Source organism: Blastococcus sp. PRF04-17 (assembly GCF_023016265.1).
In the GTDB taxonomy this organism is placed as follows: Bacteria; Actinomycetota; Actinomycetes; order Mycobacteriales; family Geodermatophilaceae; genus Blastococcus_B.
The window spans coordinates 250,786-268,598 of the sequence record NZ_CP095412.1 but is presented as its reverse complement, the minus strand read 5'-3'; the positions used below and the strand labels follow the sequence as shown (position 1 = coordinate 268,598).

The 17,813-nt window shown below is 75.3% G+C and carries 20 protein-coding genes; 12 read left to right on the top strand and 8 right to left on the bottom strand.

The window, feature by feature from the left end; translation table 11 throughout:
- Window positions 1–10 precede the first annotated feature (10 nt).
- On the top strand, window positions 11–406 hold the full coding sequence (locus MVA48_RS01415; RefSeq protein WP_246984949.1) for a hypothetical protein: 396 nt from the start codon (window positions 11–13) through the stop codon (window positions 404–406).
- Window positions 407–432: 26 nt separating this feature from the next.
- On the opposite strand, the gene MVA48_RS01410 is transcribed toward MVA48_RS01415, so the two are convergent.
- Window positions 433–663 (bottom strand): hypothetical protein, encoded by a 231-nt coding sequence (locus MVA48_RS01410; RefSeq protein ID WP_246984937.1) that lies wholly within the window; start codon window positions 661–663, stop codon window positions 433–435.
- Window positions 664–967: 304 nt separating this feature from the next.
- Here MVA48_RS01410 and MVA48_RS01405 point away from each other — a divergent pair, with 304 nt between their 5' ends.
- The 3 genes from MVA48_RS01405 to MVA48_RS01395 all read left to right on the top strand — a co-directional run bounded on the left by MVA48_RS01405 (window position 968) and on the right by MVA48_RS01395 (window position 4,000).
- A complete protein-coding gene (locus MVA48_RS01405; protein ID WP_246984927.1) occupies window positions 968–1,621 on the top strand; it encodes a hypothetical protein in 654 nt (217 codons plus the stop codon).
- Entirely contained in the window at window positions 1,618–3,648 is a 2,031-nt protein-coding gene (locus MVA48_RS01400) for a S8 family serine peptidase (RefSeq protein WP_246984926.1), read from the top strand. The genes MVA48_RS01405 and MVA48_RS01400 overlap by 4 nt, the downstream gene beginning before the upstream one ends.
- A gap of 148 nt (window positions 3,649–3,796) precedes the next feature.
- Window positions 3,797–4,000, top strand: coding sequence for a cold-shock protein (locus tag MVA48_RS01395; RefSeq protein WP_040339721.1), 204 nt, complete (start codon window positions 3,797–3,799; stop codon window positions 3,998–4,000).
- A 134-nt stretch (window positions 4,001–4,134) separates the two neighbouring features.
- On the opposite strand, the gene MVA48_RS01390 is transcribed toward MVA48_RS01395, so the two are convergent.
- The gene (locus tag MVA48_RS01390; protein ID WP_246984924.1) at window positions 4,135–4,599 is read right to left on the bottom strand and encodes a hypothetical protein; all 465 of its coding nucleotides are present in this window, start codon (window positions 4,597–4,599) and stop codon (window positions 4,135–4,137) included.
- 99 nt (window positions 4,600–4,698) lie between these two features.
- Between MVA48_RS01390 and msrB the strand changes: the two genes are divergently transcribed.
- Entirely contained in the window at window positions 4,699–5,115 is a 417-nt protein-coding gene (gene msrB, locus MVA48_RS01385) for a peptide-methionine (R)-S-oxide reductase MsrB (RefSeq protein WP_246984922.1), read from the top strand.
- Between the two features lie 46 nt (window positions 5,116–5,161).
- On the opposite strand, the gene hemQ is transcribed toward msrB, so the two are convergent.
- A complete protein-coding gene (hemQ, locus tag MVA48_RS01380; protein ID WP_246984920.1) occupies window positions 5,162–5,887 on the bottom strand; it encodes a hydrogen peroxide-dependent heme synthase in 726 nt (241 codons plus the stop codon).
- Complete coding sequence (locus tag MVA48_RS01375) at window positions 5,884–6,405, bottom strand: winged helix-turn-helix transcriptional regulator (RefSeq protein WP_246984918.1); 522 nt, start codon at window positions 6,403–6,405, stop codon at window positions 5,884–5,886. Before MVA48_RS01375 ends, hemQ begins: the two co-directional genes overlap by 4 nt.
- A gap of 53 nt (window positions 6,406–6,458) precedes the next feature.
- Here MVA48_RS01375 and MVA48_RS01370 point away from each other — a divergent pair, with 53 nt between their 5' ends.
- A complete protein-coding gene (locus MVA48_RS01370; RefSeq protein ID WP_246984916.1) occupies window positions 6,459–6,980 on the top strand; it encodes a nuclear transport factor 2 family protein in 522 nt (173 codons plus the stop codon).
- Window positions 6,981–7,222: 242 nt separating this feature from the next.
- Here MVA48_RS01370 and MVA48_RS01365 read toward each other — a convergent pair whose 3' ends face one another.
- Together MVA48_RS01365 and MVA48_RS01360 are read right to left on the bottom strand one after the other, a co-directional pair.
- Complete coding sequence (locus tag MVA48_RS01365; protein WP_246984913.1) at window positions 7,223–7,747, bottom strand: YceI family protein; 525 nt, start codon at window positions 7,745–7,747, stop codon at window positions 7,223–7,225.
- Window positions 7,744–8,292, bottom strand: a complete 549-nt coding sequence (locus tag MVA48_RS01360; RefSeq protein WP_246984911.1) for a hypothetical protein — start codon at window positions 8,290–8,292, stop codon at window positions 7,744–7,746. The genes MVA48_RS01365 and MVA48_RS01360 overlap by 4 nt, the downstream gene beginning before the upstream one ends.
- A gap of 162 nt (window positions 8,293–8,454) precedes the next feature.
- Between MVA48_RS01360 and MVA48_RS01355 the strand changes: the two genes are divergently transcribed.
- Complete coding sequence (locus MVA48_RS01355) at window positions 8,455–10,080, top strand: AAA family ATPase (RefSeq protein WP_246984908.1); 1,626 nt, start codon at window positions 8,455–8,457, stop codon at window positions 10,078–10,080.
- Window positions 10,081–10,100: 20 nt separating this feature from the next.
- Window positions 10,101–11,276, top strand: a complete 1,176-nt coding sequence (locus MVA48_RS23890; RefSeq protein WP_371821212.1) for a helix-turn-helix transcriptional regulator — start codon at window positions 10,101–10,103, stop codon at window positions 11,274–11,276.
- Here MVA48_RS23890 and hemG read toward each other — a convergent pair.
- Window positions 11,273–12,640, bottom strand: a complete 1,368-nt coding sequence (gene hemG, locus MVA48_RS01345; RefSeq protein WP_246984905.1) for a protoporphyrinogen oxidase — start codon at window positions 12,638–12,640, stop codon at window positions 11,273–11,275. The genes MVA48_RS23890 and hemG overlap by 4 nt on opposite strands.
- Window positions 12,637–13,704, bottom strand: a complete 1,068-nt coding sequence (gene hemE / locus MVA48_RS01340) for a uroporphyrinogen decarboxylase (protein WP_246984902.1) — start codon at window positions 13,702–13,704, stop codon at window positions 12,637–12,639. Before hemE ends, hemG begins: the two co-directional genes overlap by 4 nt.
- Before the next feature lie 118 nt (window positions 13,705–13,822).
- Here hemE and MVA48_RS01335 point away from each other — a divergent pair, with 118 nt between their 5' ends.
- The 4 genes from MVA48_RS01335 (at window position 13,823) to MVA48_RS01320 (ending at window position 17,757) form a co-directional block, all read left to right on the top strand.
- Window positions 13,823–14,455, top strand: coding sequence for a DUF3000 domain-containing protein (locus tag MVA48_RS01335; RefSeq protein ID WP_246984899.1), 633 nt, complete (start codon window positions 13,823–13,825; stop codon window positions 14,453–14,455).
- A 183-nt stretch (window positions 14,456–14,638) separates the two neighbouring features.
- The gene (locus MVA48_RS01330) at window positions 14,639–15,787 is read left to right on the top strand and encodes an HRDC domain-containing protein (protein ID WP_371821211.1); all 1,149 of its coding nucleotides are present in this window, start codon (window positions 14,639–14,641) and stop codon (window positions 15,785–15,787) included.
- A 60-nt stretch (window positions 15,788–15,847) separates the two neighbouring features.
- On the top strand, window positions 15,848–17,506 hold the full coding sequence (locus tag MVA48_RS01325) for a hypothetical protein (protein ID WP_246984894.1): 1,659 nt from the start codon (window positions 15,848–15,850) through the stop codon (window positions 17,504–17,506).
- Complete coding sequence (locus MVA48_RS01320; protein ID WP_246984892.1) at window positions 17,494–17,757, top strand: hypothetical protein; 264 nt, start codon at window positions 17,494–17,496, stop codon at window positions 17,755–17,757. Before MVA48_RS01325 ends, MVA48_RS01320 begins: the two co-directional genes overlap by 13 nt.
- Window positions 17,758–17,813: the final 56 nt, after the last annotated feature.

Here is a 17,813-nt window from a genome sequence, read left to right as displayed (position 1 = left end):
CGCGTTCTGCGTGAGGGTCTGGCTGCTGGTCTACGGCGTCTTGTACGTCGTCATGGAGATGGTGGGGCACTCGCTCGCCGTCGTCGGCTGGGCGCAGATCACCACCCTCGACGTCGCGACCGCCCTGACCGACGCCTTCCTGGTGGTCGCGATCTGCGCCGCCGTCGGCCTCGCCGGTCAGATGGGACTGCGCCGCTGGCGCCGGATCCAGGCCCAGCGGCCCCACGTGGGCCCGGTCGACGCCCGGTGGGACGACGAGCCGATCGAGGTCACCGCCTGGCGTCCGACGCCGGAGGAGATGGCCGACCCCCCGACACCTCCGCCGCCCGCGCAGGGCACCTACGGCGGCCACCCGTACACCTTCGCGGGACGCCGCTGGCCGACCGGTCCGGGCCGGCAGCTCTAGTCCCCGGCGGTTCTGGTCCCCAGCGGTCAGTTCCGGGCGAGCAGCCCCGCTGAGGCCGCGAAGTCGTGCACCACCAGGGCGCTGCCGGGCCGCACCACCAGCTGGGCGAGCGACGAGGCCGTGCCCACGGGGTCGAGCGCGTCGGCGAGCAGGGCGTCCAGGTCCGCGTCGTGCAGGTCCTCCACGTCGCGCAGCACCACCGGAGCGGCGTCCGGGAAGGCGACGAAACGGGCGGGCGGTGCGACGACGGTCTCCATGACGGCATCTCCTGGCTGAGTCGGGCGCCGGTTCCTCCCGGCTGCTCCCGACTGTGAGGGGCCTCCCGCAGGCCGCCGCCGAGATAGCCGCACGAAAACCGCAAGACCGCTGTGCGGTCGGTCGCCACGCCCGCACGGGGAGTCACGGCAAGTCGGTCGGCCGTCGATCGAGGGTCCTAGGGCCGTCGCCACGGGGAGCGGACAGGACTAGGACGGTGCGGCTCCACCGACCCGTCCATCCCCACTTTCCATGCCCGACGCTTCCCGTCCGGCGCCGGCGCAGGCTCCTGCGAGGAGAACCGCCATGACCGTCCCAGGCACCAACCCGAACGGCCACGACGACAGGGACGGCATGCCCCAGCCGTCGTCCCGCGCCTCTGCGGCGTCGCCCCCCGACGGCGAGATGCCGGTACCGAGCATGGGGCAGTCCGACACCGGCGGGATGCCCATGCCGGGTGCCCGCGCGGCCGCGTCCGCCGCCTCCGTGCCGGACGGCGCCATGCCGGTGCCGCGGTCGGCGTCCTCGCCGGTCAGCCCGCTGCCCGGCGGGGAGCTGCCCCGGTTCGGTCCGCCCGGAGGGGCGGGCGGCAACCGGGCCTACGAGCCGGGCGTGGTCGAGGTGCAGTTCCGCGAGGACGTCTCGCCGGCCCTGAGCCGGACCGGCGCGGCCGCGCCGACCGTCGCCGCCGACGGCGACGACCTCGACGCGATGAACGAGATCCTGCAGCGCAACGGGCTCGTGCAGGCCGAGCCGACGTTCACGACGCCGCGCGAGGAGGCCGTGGCCGCCCAGCGGGTGGCGCGCGAGCAGGGCATGGACGTACCGCTGCTCGCCCAGTTCATGACGCTGCACTTCGCCGACGACGCCGACACCGCGCGGATCGCCGAAGAGCTCAGCGACCTGCCGGAGGTGGAGCGCGCGGTCGCCGTCCCCGTCGCGCTCCCCCGACGGTGGTGACGCCCCGGGGAACGGGGGCGACGACCACCACGACCGCCGCCGGGAACACCGTCGTCGACACCGCTCCGGACACCGTCGTCGCACCGGCCGGGCCGCTGTCGGACCCGCTGGTCGGCACGAGCGGTCAGGTCGTCGTCAACCCCTCGACCGGCCTCGAGAACCAGTGGTACGTCTTCCGGTGCGCGGTGAACACCGCCTGGTCGCGGTCCTCGGGACGCAACGTCGTCATCACCGACATCGACTGGGGCTACCGGACGTCGCACCAGGACCTGTCGGCGAAGATCCGGCGGACGTACAACTCGTTCGACGGCACCGCGGTCGTGACCCACGGCGGCTCGGTGTCCCACGGCACGGCGGTCGCCGGCCTCGCGGGTGCGGCGGTGAACGGCCGGGGGATGTCCGGCGTCGCCCACGACGCCGAGCTCTGGGCCGTGCAGGCCGACTCCGGGACGAGCCCCGGCCTGGGCGGCAACGCGTGGGCCCGCGGCATCGACTGGGTCCGCACGCAGAACAGCAACGGCCGCCGCAAGGTGATCGTGCTGGAGGTGCAGACCGGCGCGTTCGGCAACTACGAGCAGGTCCCGTCGGTGAACGCCGCCATCCGGACCGCGATCGCCGCCGGTGTGGTCGTCTGCGTCGCGGCCGGCAACGGCGACAAGAACGCCGGGCTCGACGACTCGGGCAAGGCCATCCCGGAGACCGGCTCGATCCTGGTCGGGGCGACGGCCTACCACGCGACGCAGAACAAGCGCGCGTGGTTCAGCAACTGGGGGCCGCGGATCACGGTGTCCTGCCCCGGCGATGCCGACCACGACCTGACCTGCCTGGACAGCAGCGACACCGCATACCGCAACGGTTTCGGCGGCACCTCGGGCGCCACGCCGAAGATCGCCGGCGCCGCGGCGCTGATGCTGGCGGTCAACCCCGGCCTGAGCCACGCCGACGTCCGGCGGATCCTCACCGTCACCGGCTCGGCCCTCACCGCCGACCCGGGCAAGGACCTCGGCCGGTTCCTCGACGCCGGTGCCGCCGTCCGCCAGGCGGTGGTCGGCACCACCGGCCGGCTGGAGATCTTCGCCCGCGGCTCGGACGGAGCCGTCTGGCACAAGTGGCAGGTCGCCCCCAACAGCGGCTGGTCGGGCTGGAACTCGCAGGGCGGCTGGATCGACATCCTGAAGGTGGGCCGGAACGCCGACGGGCGCATGGAGCTGTTCGCCCGCGGCTCGGACGGAGCCGTCTGGCACAAGTGGCAGGTCGCCCCGAACGCCGGCTGGTCGGCCTGGCACTCCCTCGGCGGCTGGGTCGACCAGATCGCCGTGTCCCGCAACCTCGACGGTCGCATGGAGGTGTTCGCCCGCGGCTCGGACAAGGCGCTGTGGCACATCTGGCAGGTGGCACCCAACAGCGGCTGGTCCCGCTGGGAGTCCCTGGGCGGCTGGATCGACGACCTCGCGGTCGGGCAGAACGCCGACGGCCGCATGGAGGTCTTCGCCCGCGGCTCGGACAAGGCGCTGTGGCACAAGTGGCAGACCGCGCCCAACAACGGCTGGTCGGGCTGGCACTCGCAGGACGGCTGGATCGACCGGCTGGCCGTCGGGCGCAACGACGACGGCCGGCTGGAGGTCTTCGCCCGCGGCTCGGACGGCGCGCTGTGGCACAAGTGGCAGGTGGCACCGAACAGCAGTTGGTCGGGCTGGAACTCCCAGGGCGGGTGGATCGACATGCTGGACGTCGGCAAGAACCTCGACGGCCGGCTCGAGGTGTTCGCCCGCGGCGCGGACGGCGCCGTCTGGCACAAGTGGCAGGTGGCACCGAACAGCAGTTGGTCGGGCTGGAACTCCCAGGGCGGCTGGATCGACATGCTCGACGTCGACCAGAACAACGACGGCCGGCTGGAGATCTTCGCACGGGGCTCCGACAAGGCGCTCTGGCACAAGTGGCAGGTCGCCCCCAACAGCGGCTGGTCGGGCTGGAACTCCCAGGGCGGCTGGATCGACCGGATCGCCATCGGGCAGAACGCGCTCTGAACCGTCGGAGCGGCCGTGGGGCACGTCGTGGCCGACCCGGAACACGGGCGTCTGGTCCGAACAGGACCGATGCCGCTAGGGTTGTGCCGTCGGGAAGGCCCTGCGATATGGCAGGACCCCGATGCACGACCTCAGCTAGGAGCGAGCAATGCCCGAAGGAACAGTGAAGTGGTTCAACGCTGAGAAGGGGTTCGGCTTCGCCACCCCGGACGGTGGCGGACCGGACGTCTTCGTCCACTACTCGGCCATCCAGACCAGCGGGTACCGCTCGCTCGACGAAGGCCAGCGGATCGCGTTCGACATCGAGCAGGGCCAGAAGGGCCCGCAGGCTGCGAACGTCACCCCGCTCTGATCACCTGATCAGCACCCAGCGCCCCCGCCCGGTACTCCGGGCGGGGGCGCTGTCGTTCCTGGGCTGTCGTTCCTGGGCTGTCGTTCCTGGGCTGTCGTTCCTGGGCTGTCGTTCCTGGGTTGGCGTTCCAGCGCTCAGGACCGCCGGGGTACGTAACCGCCGATGAGCGCCGACATGAGCAGCGCGCCGTCGTGCTCCCCGATCGCGTCCGCCGCGTCGGCGAAGGCCCGCCACCGCTGCCGCTCGACGTCCGTCGGCGCGTTCTGCGCCCGGACGGCGAGCTGCTCGCGCAGCCGGTCCCACTCCCCCTGGGGCGTGGGCCAGAGACCGGCCAGCCGGCGCGCCTCGGCCGAGATCGCGGTGATCCGGACGATGTCGCCGGCGTGGTTGGTGAGCGGCTCGATGTAGCCGGCGGCCGCGAGGGCCCGCGCCGCGGCGATGACCTCCGCCTTGGGCAGTCCGCTGGCGGGCACGACCGAGCCGAGCAGGTACGGCGCGCCCCCGTGCTTCGGCTCGTCGACCAGGCGGGCGACGGCCCGCAGCACCGGCAGGTCACGGGTGAACCAGACATCGGACAGCGGCCGGTCAGGGATGGTCACCCCTCCAGTCTCCGGCACGGCGGAGGCCCGCCTCCCGGGCGGGCCCGGGCCGCTCACCCGTCACACGCAGGGTGGCGCTGCCGCCGTACCGTTGAGCGCATGACCACCTCCGCATCGCAGCCCAAGGTCAGCAAGACCGACGAGGAGTGGCGCGCCCAGCTCTCGCCCGAGGAGTACGCGGTGCTCCGGCAGGCCGGCACCGAGCGTGCCTGGACCGGCGAGTACGTCGACACCAAGACCGTGGGCGTCTACGAGTGCCGTGCCTGCGGCGCCGAGCTGTTCCGGTCGGAGACCAAGTTCGACTCGCACTGCGGATGGCCGTCGTTCTACGAGGCCTCCGCCGAGGACAACGTGATCCTCCGCGAGGACCGCAGCTACGGGATGATCCGCACCGAGGTGCTGTGCGCGACCTGCCACAGCCACCTGGGGCACCTGTTCGACGACGCGCCCCAGACGCCGACCGGCGACCGCTACTGCATCAACTCGGTGTCGATCCGCCTGCAGCCGGCCGAATGAGCTTGCGGAGTGCCAGGGGCGCATTCTCCGCGCCCTGGCACTCCATTCACGCCAGGTCGGCGACCAGTTCGGCGATCGGCTTCCGGACGCCGGTGTAGAACGGCACCTCCTCGCGGACGTGCCGACGGGCGCTCGAGGCCCGCAGCTCGCGCATCAGGTCGACGATGCGGTGCAGCTCGTCGGCCTCGAAGGCCAGCATCCACTCGTAGTCGCCGAGGGCGAACGAGGCGACGGTGTTGGCCCGCACGTCGGGGTAGCCGCGCGCCATCTTCCCGTGCTCGGCGAGCATCGCCCGGCGCTCCTCGTCGGGCAGCAGGTACCACTCGTAGGACCGCACGAACGGGTACACGCACACGTAGCGCCGCGGCTCCTCGTCGGCGAGGAACGCCGGGATGTGGCTGCGGTTGAACTCCGCCCGCCGGTGCAGCGCCATCTGCGACCACACCGGCTCGAGGTGCCGGCCCAGGGTCGTTCGGCGCAGCCGGGTGTAGGCCTCCTGCAGGGCGTCTGCCGTCGAGGAGTGCCACCAGACCATGACGTCGGCGTCGGCCCGGAGGCCCGCCACGTCGTAGACCCCGCGGACGACGACGTCCTTGCCGGCGAGCTCGTCGAGCAGCGCGCCCACCTCGTCGCCCACGGCCGACCGCTGGTCGTCGGCGAGCGGGCGGGCCAGCCGGAACACCGACCACATCGTGTAGCGGATGGTGGCGTTCAGCTCGTTCGCCCGCTTGCCGATGCTGCGTTCGGTGTCCTCGGTCTGCTGCTCGCTCATGCGCCCATTGTCCCCGGTCGCGGGCCGCGACCGAGCACGCCCTCGAGCAGCGCCGTCCCGGGCGCCGTCCGACCACCCGGTCCGGCGGCCACCGCCACCTCGTCGGCGGCCAGCGGCGCCCGGCACTCGGAGCAGCAGACGGTCGGCGTCGTGCGCGCGCCGCACCCGGTGTGCCGGAGCAGCAGGGGCGGGCCGCCGTCCGGCGTCGCCCAGCGGTCGCCCCAGGCGGTGAGCGCGAGCAGCACGGGCACCAGCTCCCGGCCGGCGTCGGTCAGGACGTACCGGTACCGGGCCGGGCGCTCCTGGTAGGCCTCCTTCGCCACCACTCCCCCGGCGGTGAGCGTCTCCAGCCGGTCGGCGAGCAGGTTGCGGGAGATGCCGAGGTCGTCGACCAGCTGGTCGAACCGGTCGAGGCCGAGGTACAGGTCGCGCAGGATCAGCGGCGTCCACCAGTCGCCGACCACCTCGAGCGATCGGGCCAGCGAGCACTGCATCGCGGCGAAACTGGTCTGGCGCATGGACGCCAGCGTAGTAGGTTGCGGTATTGAACTCACCATGCGAGGAGGTTCCGATGTCGCCGGACCAGCTACCACCGGACGTCGTCCACCGCTGGTGCAGCGCGGCGGAGGACGGCGACGCCACCGCTGCAGCGGCGTGCCTCGCACCCGACGTCGTCCTCGTGTCACCGCTGACCGAGCGGTTCCGGTTCACCGGACGGGACGAGGTGGCCGAAGTCCTCACGGCCGCCTTCGGCGTGCTCGACGACATCCGATTCCACACGGAGCTGCGCGACGGGAGCGCCGTCGCGCTGTACGCGCGGGCCCACGTCGGCCGGGAGGAGCTGGAGGAGGCGCAGCTGCTGCGCCTCGATGCGCAGGGCCTGATCGGGGAACTGACGTTGTTCGTCCGGCCGCTGCCAGCGGTGACCGGACTGATGTCCGCACTGGGCCCGGCGCTGGCCCGCAACGGCGGGCGGCGGGGACTCGCGGCCTTCCTGGGCGCGGCGACCGGCCCCCTGCATGCGATGGCCCGGTTCGGCGAGCGGCGGGTGGTGCCGCTGGCCGACCCGGGCCGGGTGCCGGCGCCGCGCTAGTGCGGTCAGCGCGGAGGCGGGGCGGCGGCCTTCGCGCGGCGCAGCCGCGGGACGTGGAAGTCGCGGCAGTCGCCGCAGGAAGCCATCCAGACGGAGTGGCGGAAGCACCGCGGTGCGGGTCGGTCGCCGGGGTGGTCGCGGTCGTTCGGGTGGTGCACGGTTCTCACCCCGCGCTCAACGCGGCGAAGCCACCGGTGATGCCCGGACGGGGGGTGGCGTCGCCCACCCCCGTCCGCCACCTGTCACGAGCGCGACAGCCAGGCGTCGACGGTGACCACGACCCGGCGACCGATCACGAGCGAGGGCACCCGGATACCGACGGTGGCCCGGTCCAGCTCGCCGGTGGCGCGGACGCGGATGCACGCACCGTCCTGACCGGCCGCCTCGGGCGTACCGACGAGGGTGAGGGGCGCCGACGTGCCGCGCACCGCCAGCACCCCGTCCGCCCGCCAGCCCCCGTCCGGAGCCGGCGTGAACCGGTGTGCCGACCAGGTCATCTCCGGGTGCCGGTCGATGTCGAGCAGCGAGGGCTTGCGCAGGTCGAGGTCCCGGCGGGCGATGCCGGTGGCCACGCTGGTGAGATCCAGCCGGGCTCGGGCCCGGACCGGCCGGCCGGCGCCGTCCAGCTCGACCTCGCCCGCGGCGCAGGCCACCGTCCCGTGCACGACGAACCCGAAGTTGCGGACGGCGAAGGCGACCCTGGTCCGGCCGTCGTCGACCCTCCAGGTGCCGGCGGCCAGGACGGGTGCCCGCAGCGGCGCGCTCACGACCGCACCTCCGCCGGGACGTCGGCGCGGAGCACCCGGCCGACCTCCACGCGGTCCGCGCCCGGCAGCAGGCTCGCGTCCTCACCGGGCAGCAGCTGCGTGCGGACGATCCGGTCCTGCACCTCGGCGTGGGTCTCCAGCCCGGTCGCGAGGCCGACGACGACGATCCGGTCGTCCGGCGACCGGAACACCAGGGCGGCGACGAGGCCGTCGACGTCCCGGATCGCGGGGTGGATCCGCTCCCGGCCACCGCGTTCGGCCGCCTGCGCGACCGCGGGGTCGCCGGCGCCGTTGAGCCAGGTGAGTTGCGCGAACAGCGGGCTGCGACCGGCGGCCACCCCGTCCAGGCGGTCGACGAGGGAGTAGACACGGCTGCCGGCCGGGACGTCCGTCCCGTCCGGCCAGAGCGCGACGACCGTGCCCTCGTCCCCCTCCTGGTGCTCGACCACGACGGCTCCGGCGGGCTCCGCGCCGGCGAGCACGGCTCGGACGGGGTCGGTGCCGGCGGGTGCCGGGCGCCGATACGGGTGGATGGTGGCGTACACGGGGGTGCTCCTTCGTTCGGGGGCCGGCGACTCCGGCCCCGGCACCGCGAACGATGCGGCGCGGGAGACCCCCGGACATCCGTGGAAGCGCGGGGACCGGTACGGAGAGCCGGTACGGAAAGCCGGTACGCACGGCGCCCGCCTGCATGGATACTGCGCACCGTGGCGCTCGCCGCTCGGCCGGCCGAGGACGCCGCCTTCGTCGGCCGCTCCGCCGAGCTCGCCGAGCTGGCGGCCGGCATCGCCGCGGCCGCGGCCGGCCGGGGCGGGCTGCTCCTGCTCTCCGGACCCGCCGGCATCGGGAAGACCCGCACCGTCGAGGAGGCCACGGCACGGGCGCCGGCCGTCGTCTGGGGGCGGTGCGTGGACGACCCCGGAGCCCCGCCGATGTGGCCGTGGCGCCGGGTGGCGCGCACCCTGCCCGGTGTCCGGGCAGCGCTCGCCGGGACCCGGTCGGGCCTCGACGTCCCCGGCGGGGGACCTCCCGACCCCGAATCCGCCCGGTTCGCGCTGGTGGCGGGCACCGCGGAGGCGCTGCTCGAGGCCGCCGAGGCGGACGGCCTCGTCGTCGTCCTGGAGGACCTGCACTGGGCCGACGAGACATCACTGCGGCTGTTGCGACACCTCGCCGGTGAGCTGCCGCGCTCGCGGCTGCTGGTGGTCGCCACCTACCGCGACCCGTCCGGCGCGGCGGTCGGGAGCCCGCTGGACCGGGCGCTGCCGGACCTGCTGCGCTGGCCCACCAGCCGCGTGCTGTCCCTCGCGCCGCTCACCGAGGACGACGTCCGGGCCTATCTCCGCGGAGCACCGGAGGAGGCGGTCCGGCTCGCGCTCCGGCGCAGCGGCGGCAACCCCCTGTACCTGCGCGCGATCGCGCGGGCGCCCGCGACGGGGAACGGGCAGGACGGCCAGGAGCTGCGCCATCTGGTCAGGACGACGCTGTCGGCCCTGTCCCCGGCCGTGCTCGACCTGCTCGACACGGCCGCCGTCCTGGGCGAGGAGCTCGATCCCGGGCAGCTCGGGCTGGTGACCGGCCGCCCGCCCGACGAGGTGCGCGACGGGCTGGACGCCGCCGTGCGGGCCGGCGTCCTGGCCGCGGTCCCCGACGCCCCGGGCAGGCGACGGTTCGTGCACGCCGTGGTGCGGGGGGCCATCTACGACGACCTCTCCCCCAGCGCGCGGGAGGAGCTGCACCGCCGCGCGGCCGAGGCCCTGGAACCGCTCGCCGAGGACGACGACCACGCGTCCGGGCCGGTGGCGGGCCACTGGCTGCGCGCGACCTCGGAGCCGCGGACGCTGCGGCGGGCGGCGGCCTGGGCGCGCCGCGCGGCGGAGGCGGCGACCCGCTCCCTCGCCTTCGACGAGGCCGCCCGGTTCCTCGCCATGGCGTGGGGGGCCGCGCAGCGCGCCGGGGTCGACCCCGCCGATCGGGCCGAGCTCCTGCTGGCACTCGCCAGGGCCGAGTTCCGCGCCGGGCGGTTCGCCGAGAGCCTCGGCCACGCCACGGCCGCCTCCGACGCGGCCGCCGAGTGCGGACGGAACGACCTGCTGGCCCCCGCCGCGCTCACGGTGCAGGACGTGGCGGCCCCGGGCTTCCCCCGGCGGTGCTCCGCATGTGCGAGCGGGCCCTCGTCGACCCGGCGGTCGAGGACCAGCCGTCCCTCCGGGCCCGCCTCCTCGCCCAGTCGGCCTCGGTGCTGGCCGACGCCGGCCGGCTGGGCGCCTCGACGAGGCACGCGGTCGAGGCGCTGGCACTGGCGGAGGAGAGCGGTGATCCCGCGGCGGTGATCGACGCCGTCCGTGCGCGGATGAAGGTGAGCCCCGCCGCGCTCGGCCGGGAGGAGCGGATGCGCCTCGGCCGCCTGGCCTTCCACCACGGGGCGGCCACCGGGCAGCCGCTGGTGGAGCTCTGGGGAGCCAAGTGGCGGATCGACGCGGCGCTGGAGCACGGCGACATGGCGACCGTCGAGGACGAGCTGGCGCGGGTCACCGCGCTGGCGGAGCGCACCCGGCTGCCCCTGGTCCGCTGGCACGACCTGCGGCTGCGCGCATCGGTCGCGGCGCTGCACGGCCGGTTCGACGAGGCCCTCGCGCTCAACGAGCACGCCCGCGTGGTCGGCGCCACCGAGCTCGCCCAGGACCTGTCCGCCGCCGGCATGTCGGGCGCGTTCCTCTACCAGTACTCCCTGGTCACGGGCAACACCCACGACCTCGACGGCGAGGCGGTCCGACTCATGGACCTGGCCGACGACGTCCCCATCGTGCAGGCCAGCCGAGCGGTCGTCGCCCTCGTCGGCGGCCGCCGGGAGGAGGCCGCGGCCCGGTACGCGCAGCTGCGGCCGCGGGTGTCCGAGCCGGACTTCGCGGAGTCGGCCGGCGTGGCCGAGACGCTGGTGCCGCTGGTCGAGGAGTTCGGGGACGTCGAGGCCGCGGAGGCCCTGGGCCGCCTCGTCGCCGCCGGCCCCATGGACGCCGGCGGCGCGGGCGTCTACTGCTGCGGGTCCGTCGAGGTCCTGCTCGGCCGGCTCGCCGCCGTCCGGGGCGCCTGGGACGAGGCCGTCGCGCACTTCGAGGAGGCCCTGCGGGTCGACCTCCGCACCGGCGCCCGGCCGGCCGCCGTCAACGACCGGGTGGGGCTGGCCGGGGCGTTGCTCGAACGCGACGGGGCGGCGTGCCTGCCCAGGGTCCGGGACCTGGCGCGGACGGCACAGGCCGAGGCGCGCCGCCTGGGCATGCCCGGGCCGCAGCGGCGGGCGGCCGCACTGGTGGATCGTGCCGCCCGGGCCGCACGGGAGGCCGACCCGCTGACCGGCCGGGAGCGGGAGATCGCCGCGCTCGTGGCCGAGGCCCTGACCAACCGGCAGATCGCCGAGCGGCTGTTCCTGTCCGAGCGCACCGTGGAGAGCCACGTCCGGAACGTGCTGGCCAAGCTGGGACTGGCGAACCGGACGCAGCTCGCGACGGCGATGCTCGGTGGCGGTTAGCTCAGCGCGTCGACGGCGTGCAGCGCGTCCCGGATGCAGGCCGGGACGCCGACCCCGCGGAAGGCCGCCCCGGCGATCGCCAGCCCCGGCACCTCGCTGACCGCGGCCCGGATCGCGTCCACCCGGTCCTGGTGACCGACCAGGTACTGCGGCAGCCCGCCGCCCCACCGCACCAGGCGCGTCTCCAGCGGCTCGGGGCGGGACAGCTCCAGCAGGGCGGCGACGTCGGCGACCACGGCGGCGGTCAGGTCGTCGTCCGGGCGCTGCAGCTCCGCCTCGTCGCGGAACCGGCCCACCGACGACCGGACGAGCACCGGCCCGTCCCCGGCCAGATGCGGCCACTTCGCCGACGAGACGGTGACGCCCTTGACCAGCCGCCCGGCCACCGGCGGCACGAGCAGGCCCGAGCCGGCGTCGACGTCCTGCGCCGGGAAGGCCATGGCGACGACGGCCATCGACGCGTACGGAATGCCGCGCAGCTGCTCGACGGCGTCCGGTGCGACCTCGCCGAGCAGCCGGGCGGCCTTCTGCGCCGGCGCGGTGACGAGGACGGCGTCGGCGAGGAGCCGCTCTGGCGCCGCGGCCGCGCCGACGGACAGCTCGAACCCGCCAGGGGTCCGGCGCAGGCCCTGCGCGGGTGTGCGGAGCCGGACGTCGGCGCGGGCGGCCGCGACGAGCGCCCCGGGCAGCGATCCGATGCCGTCGCGCACCGTCGCGAACACCGGGCCGTCGGCGTCGCCGCGGCTGCGGGCTCCGGCGTCGCGCGCGGCCGCGGCGGCGGCGAGCACGGACCCGGCGGCGGGCAGGTGCGCGGCCAGGGCAGGCATCGTGGCGGCCAGGGACAGCTCGTCGGCCCGCCCCGCGTAGACCCCACCGAGCAGCGGCTCGACGAGGCGGTCGACGACCTCGTCGCCCAGGCGCTCGCGCAGCAGGGCGCCGACGGCGACGTCGCCGTCGACGGCCGCCGGAGGCAGCTGGGCCTCGGCGCGCACCCGGGCCACGCCCTCCGGGGACAGGAAGCCGGCGACGTCGTCGGCGGACGCCGGGACGCCCAGCACCGTGCCCGCCGGCAGGCGACGGCGCCCACCGGGCAGGACGACGGATGCCTGGGTCGTGGCGGGCGCGACGAGCTGGTCGCCGAGTCCGAGCGCCTCGACCAGCTCGACGGCCTCCGGGACGCGGGCCAGGACCGCCTCGGGCCCCGTGTCGTACCAGTGCCCGGCCAGGCGCACGCGGTGCAGCTTGCCACCGATCCGGTCGCCGGCCTCCAGGACGACGATCTCGTCGTCCGGCCGCCGGCGCCGCCACTCGAAGGCGGCGGCCAGGCCGGTGATCCCGGCACCGACGACGACCAGACGCGTCATCGGGCGCTGAGCTCGTGCACCAGCTCGACGACGTGGGTGAGCACCCCGGGATCGGTGTCGGGCAGGACGCCGTGCCCGAGGTTGAAGACGTGCCCGCGCGCGGCCCGGCCCTGCTCGACCACGCGGCGCACCTCCCGGTCGACGGTGGCCCGGTCGGCGAGGAGGACGGCCGGGTCGAGGTTGCCCTGCAGCGAGCGATGGGGGCCGACCCGTCGGGCGGCCTCGTCGAGGGGCACCCGCCAGTCGACCCCCACGACGTCGGCGCCCGCCTGACCGATCAGCGGGAGCAGCTCGCCGGTGCCCACGCCGAAGTGGATCCGCGGCACGTCGCGGGAACCGATCGCCTCGAAGACCTCGCGCGAGTACGGCAGCACGCGCTGCTCGTAGTCGGCGGCGGACAGCACACCGGCCCAGGAGTCGAACAGCTGGACCGCCGAGACCCCGGCGTCCAGCTGCACCTTGAGGAAGGTGGCCGCGCTCAGCGCGAGCCGGTCCATCAGGTGCGCCCACGCCTCCGGCTCGGCGTACATGAACGCCTTCGTGCGCGCGTGCTCCTTCGACGGGCCGCCCTCGATCAGGTAGGTGGCCAGGGTGAACGGCGCGCCGGCGAACCCGATGAGCGGTACCGGCCCCAGCTCCCGCACCAGGGACCGCACGGCGGTCGCCAGGAAGTCGAGGCGGTCGGGGTCGAGCAGTGGCAAGGCATGGACGTCGGCGACCGATCGCACCGGCTGCGCCACCACCGGGCCGATGCCGGGCTTGATCTCGATGTCCATGCCGGCCACGACCAGCGGCAGCACGATGTCGGAGAACAGGATCGCGGCGTCGACCCCGTGCCGCCGGACCGGCTGCAGGGTGATCTCGGTGACGAGGTCGGGGTCCTGGCAGGCGTCGAGCATCGCCGTCCCGGCCCGCAGCGCCCGGTACTCGGGCAGCGACCGGCCCGCCTGCCGCATGAACCAGACCGGGGTGCGCTGCACGGGCAGGCCGCGGGCGGCTCTGACGAGGTCCGACTCGCCCGGGGGCAGCTGGGGGGCGGGTGGCAGCTCGGGGGCGGGGGTCACGACCGGCCATTCTCCCAGACGCCCGGGCGCCCCTCGGCCGTGTCCCGGTGATGCTGGGTCATGGATCGGTTGCGGCGCGTCGGGAGCGATGTTCCGATCCGCGGCCTACCCTGCGCTCGTGGAGCCCACGAGTCTGGCCGGCGCCAGCAGAGGCAGGGACACGAACGGGGACGAACCGCCCGTCGAGTTCCGGGCTGCCCTGGCCGCGCTCGCCACCGTCCGGACCCGGCCCGAGATCGTCCTGGAGCACATCCCCGCCCCCCAGCGCCTGGCGCCCTGGGCGCACGCGGTCGGCGCCCACGTCGCCGAGGGGGACGGCTCCGACGACGACCTCGAGGTCGCCAGCGCCCGCTTCATCGTGCTCTTCGACCCCGAGGGCCACGAGGCCTGGAACGGGACCACCCGTTGCGTGGGGTATCTGTCGGCGGCCACCGACGAGGAGCTCGTCGACGACTCGATGTTCTCCGAGGTCGCGTGGAGCTGGCTGACCGACGCGCTGATCGAGAGCGGCGCCGGGCACCACAACGTGGGCGGCACGGTGACCCGCACCGCGTCGACGCGCTTCGGGGACCTCGCCGGCCCGGAGCACACCGTCGACGTCGAGATGCGCGCCTCCTGGACCGCGGAGGACACCGCGCTCGACCGGCATCTGCTCGCCTGGCTGCAGGTTCTCGGCAACGCGGCCGGCCTGCCGCCGCCCGGGGTGCGGCTGCTGGGTCCCTCCGACCGTGCCGGCGGCGAGACTCTCTAACATCGGTTACGGGCCCGGCGGCCCGACCGACGAGGACCGGCGAGAAGGTGGACGGCAACTGAGCACCGAGGCCACTCCCCAGCCGGAGACGACGACCCCGCCGGGGCAGACAGGGACGACGCCGGCTGCCGAGATCCCTCCCGCGCGGCCACTGCTGGCTCCCCGCGACGGGCTCCCCCGGTCATCGAGAACTCGGCCCAGCTGGTCGACTACGCCGCGGCGCTGGCGGCGGGCTCCGGTCCCGTGGCCGTCGACGCCGAGCGGGCATCGGGCTACCGGTACGGGCAGCGTGCCTACCTCGTCCAGCTGCGCCGCAACGGCTCGGGCACCGGCCTCGTCGACCCCGTCCCCCTCCCCGACCTGTCGGTGATCCAGGCCGCGATCGCCGACACGGAGTGGGTGCTGCACGCCGCCAACCAGGACCTGCCCTGCCTGGCCGAGATCGGCCTGGTGCCCCGGCGGGTCTTCGACACCGAGCTCGCCGCCCGGCTGGCCGGCCTGCCGAGGGTCGGCCTCGGCGCCGTCGTCGAGTCGCTGCTGGGCTACTCGCTGCAGAAGGGCCACTCGGCGGCCGACTGGAGCACCCGGCCGCTGCCGGAGGAGTGGCTGGTCTACGCCGCCCTCGACGTGGAGGTCCTGGTCGACCTGCGCGACGCACTGGCCGAGATCCTCGAGGAGCAGGGCAAGACCGACTGGGCCCGCCAGGAGTTCGAGGCGATCCTGGCCGCCGGCCCGCCACCGCCGAAGGCCGACCCGTGGCGCCGGACGTCGGGGGTGCACGGCCTGCGCAGCCGTCGGCAGCTGGGCATGCTCCGCTCGATCTGGCAGGCCCGCGACGACATGGCCCGCCGCCGCGACGTCGCGCCCGGCCGGGTGCTGCCCGACTCGGCGATGGTCTCGGCCGTGCAGGCCGACCCGGCGAACGAGGGCGCGCTGCTCGAGCTGCCGGTCTTCCGCGGCCGGGCCAACCGCAAGCTCGTCGCCACCTGGTTCAGCGCCCTGGCCCGCGGCCGGGCGCTGCCCGAGGCCGAGCTGCCGCTGCACAGCAAGCCCGGCGAGGGGCCGCCGCCGGTGAACCGCTGGGCCGATCGGGACCCTGCCGCCGCGACGCGCCTGCAGGTGGCGCGGGCGGGGCTCGCGGAGCTCTCCGAGAAGCACTCGGTCCCGGTCGAGAACATCCTCTCCCCCGACCTGGTCCGCCGGATCATGTGGAGCCCGCCCGAGCCCCGGGACAGCTCCGCCGTGATCGAGGCCCTCCGCGCCGGGGGCGCCCGCGACTGGCAGATCGGGCTCACCTCCGACGTCCTGACCGACGCGGTCAACCGCGCCTGATCCGGCTCCCGGGAGTCACCATGGTCAGGGGACGCACTTCCTGACGGCACGGGAGCGGACATGGACGACGACGCGGAGCATCGCTTCGCCGGGTTCGTCGCCGCGGAGCAGCCCGCCCTGCTGCGGCTGGCCTTCCTGCTCACCGGCGACCGCCGGGCCGCCGACCGCCTCGTGCGCAGGGCGCTGCTGCGGACCCACCGCTCCTGGCAGCGGGGAACCCGACGGGACGCCCCCGCCGACGTCGCCCGCCACACCCTCGTCAGGACCGTGGCCAGCCGGTTGCCGACGCGCTGGAGCAGGCCCGGCCGGCTCGGACCGGGGAGCGACGAGGTGCTGCGGGCCCTCCTCGCCCTGCCCGGACACCTCCGCGCCGCCGTCGTCCTGCGCTGCTCCGAGGGCCTGCACGACGCGGAGGCGGCGAGCGTCATGGGGGTTCCGGACGCCACCGCCCGCAGGTGGACGGCGGCCGGCCTGACCCGCCTGGCGGCCGAGATCGCCGTCCCCAGCCCGCTCGAGTCCGCCGAGCAGCAGCTGCGGCGCCGGCTCCGCGCACTCGCCGACGCGGCCGGGCCACCCGGGGACGGCGCCTCGCTCGGCTGGTGGCTGGTCCGTGACGCGGCCGTCCACCGCCGGGTGCGGCGGGCGGTGGCCGTCGCGGTCGCGGCCGTCGCCGTCGTCACGGCCGTGCCCGTCGCGCTCGGCGCCTCCGCCACGGAGGGAGGACCCCGGGCCGCCGGCGGGTCCGCTCCCGACCGCGGGCCGGTCGCCGGCACCGGCGGGATCACCACCCGCCAGGACGTCTTCGACCGGCCCACCCGCGGCTCGCTCGCCGCCGACGAGGCCTTCCTCGAGGCGCTGCGCGCCGTTCCCTGGCTGGACCCGGCCACCGCGTCCCCCGACGCCGTGGACAGCCCGGTCGACGGCCGGCACGTGGTGTTCGCCGGCGACGTGCCGTCCGGGCGATGGGCGTTCCTCGTCGGCCGGCCCGTCGTGATCCCCGCGCAGCCCTGGGGTGGCGGCTCGACCCACGGGACGATGGCTGCGGTCTGGCTGACCGGGCCGTCGGGGGCGTCGGCCGACCAGATGCGGCCGGCGACGGAGCCGACCACCCTGGAGGCGGGCTGGCCCTCGGCCCTGCTCGATCCCGACGCCGGGCTGCTGGTCGTGGTCGCCGCCCAGGACGACGTCGTCGAGGTCTCCGAGCGACCCGAGATCGCCGCCGACGGCAGCATCTCGCGCGAGTTCCGGCCGGTCCGGACCGACGAGGGCATCGCCGTCGTCCGCCTGACCGAGCGCGGGCTGCCGTTCGGCGGTGCCCTGGCGTTCCGCGCCAGGAACGGAGGTCCCGACGGCGAGCCGATGAGTTCGTGGTCGATGACCGTGCTCGACGGCACGTGGGGGGAGGTGGCCATCGACTATCCGCGCGGAACGCCCGACGCCACGGGCCGGCAGGCCGCCGAGTACGCCGCCGAGCGCGTCCTGAGGGAGGTCGGGCTGCCCCGGGAGGACGTCGAGGTGGCCGCGCAGTGGGTGGGCAGCGTGCCGGCAGAGGGCTCGGGTCAGGCCGCCGTCGTCACCGTGACGGTGCCCAGCGGCGCGGTGATCCTGGAGAGCCACTGGCTGCTGCCCGCACCGGGCGACGGGCCCGTGCAGGGCGCGGACTGCGGCCGCGCGGTGCTCCCGGCCGGCCCCCGGCGGAGCGGCGCGTGCTGGCCCTGATCTGCGACGTGGTCGCCGACACCGTCGGCGCACCGATGCGCACCAACCTGGTGGTGGTCGGCCCGACCGACGTCGCGCTGGTCCGCACCTACGACTTCGACCGCCGGTTCCTCTCCGAGCACCCGGCGGAGGACGGCGTCGTCGTCGTCCCGCTGCCGGCCGGGACCGAGGCCGTGGAGGCCGTCACGACCGGCGGGATCAGCCTGGGACGGGTCGCGATCTTCGGCCAGATCGTGGACCGCGACGACTGAGCGGCACGGGATGACCCGCCGGAGGTGCCGCCCGCTTGGCGACCTGGTTACCGACG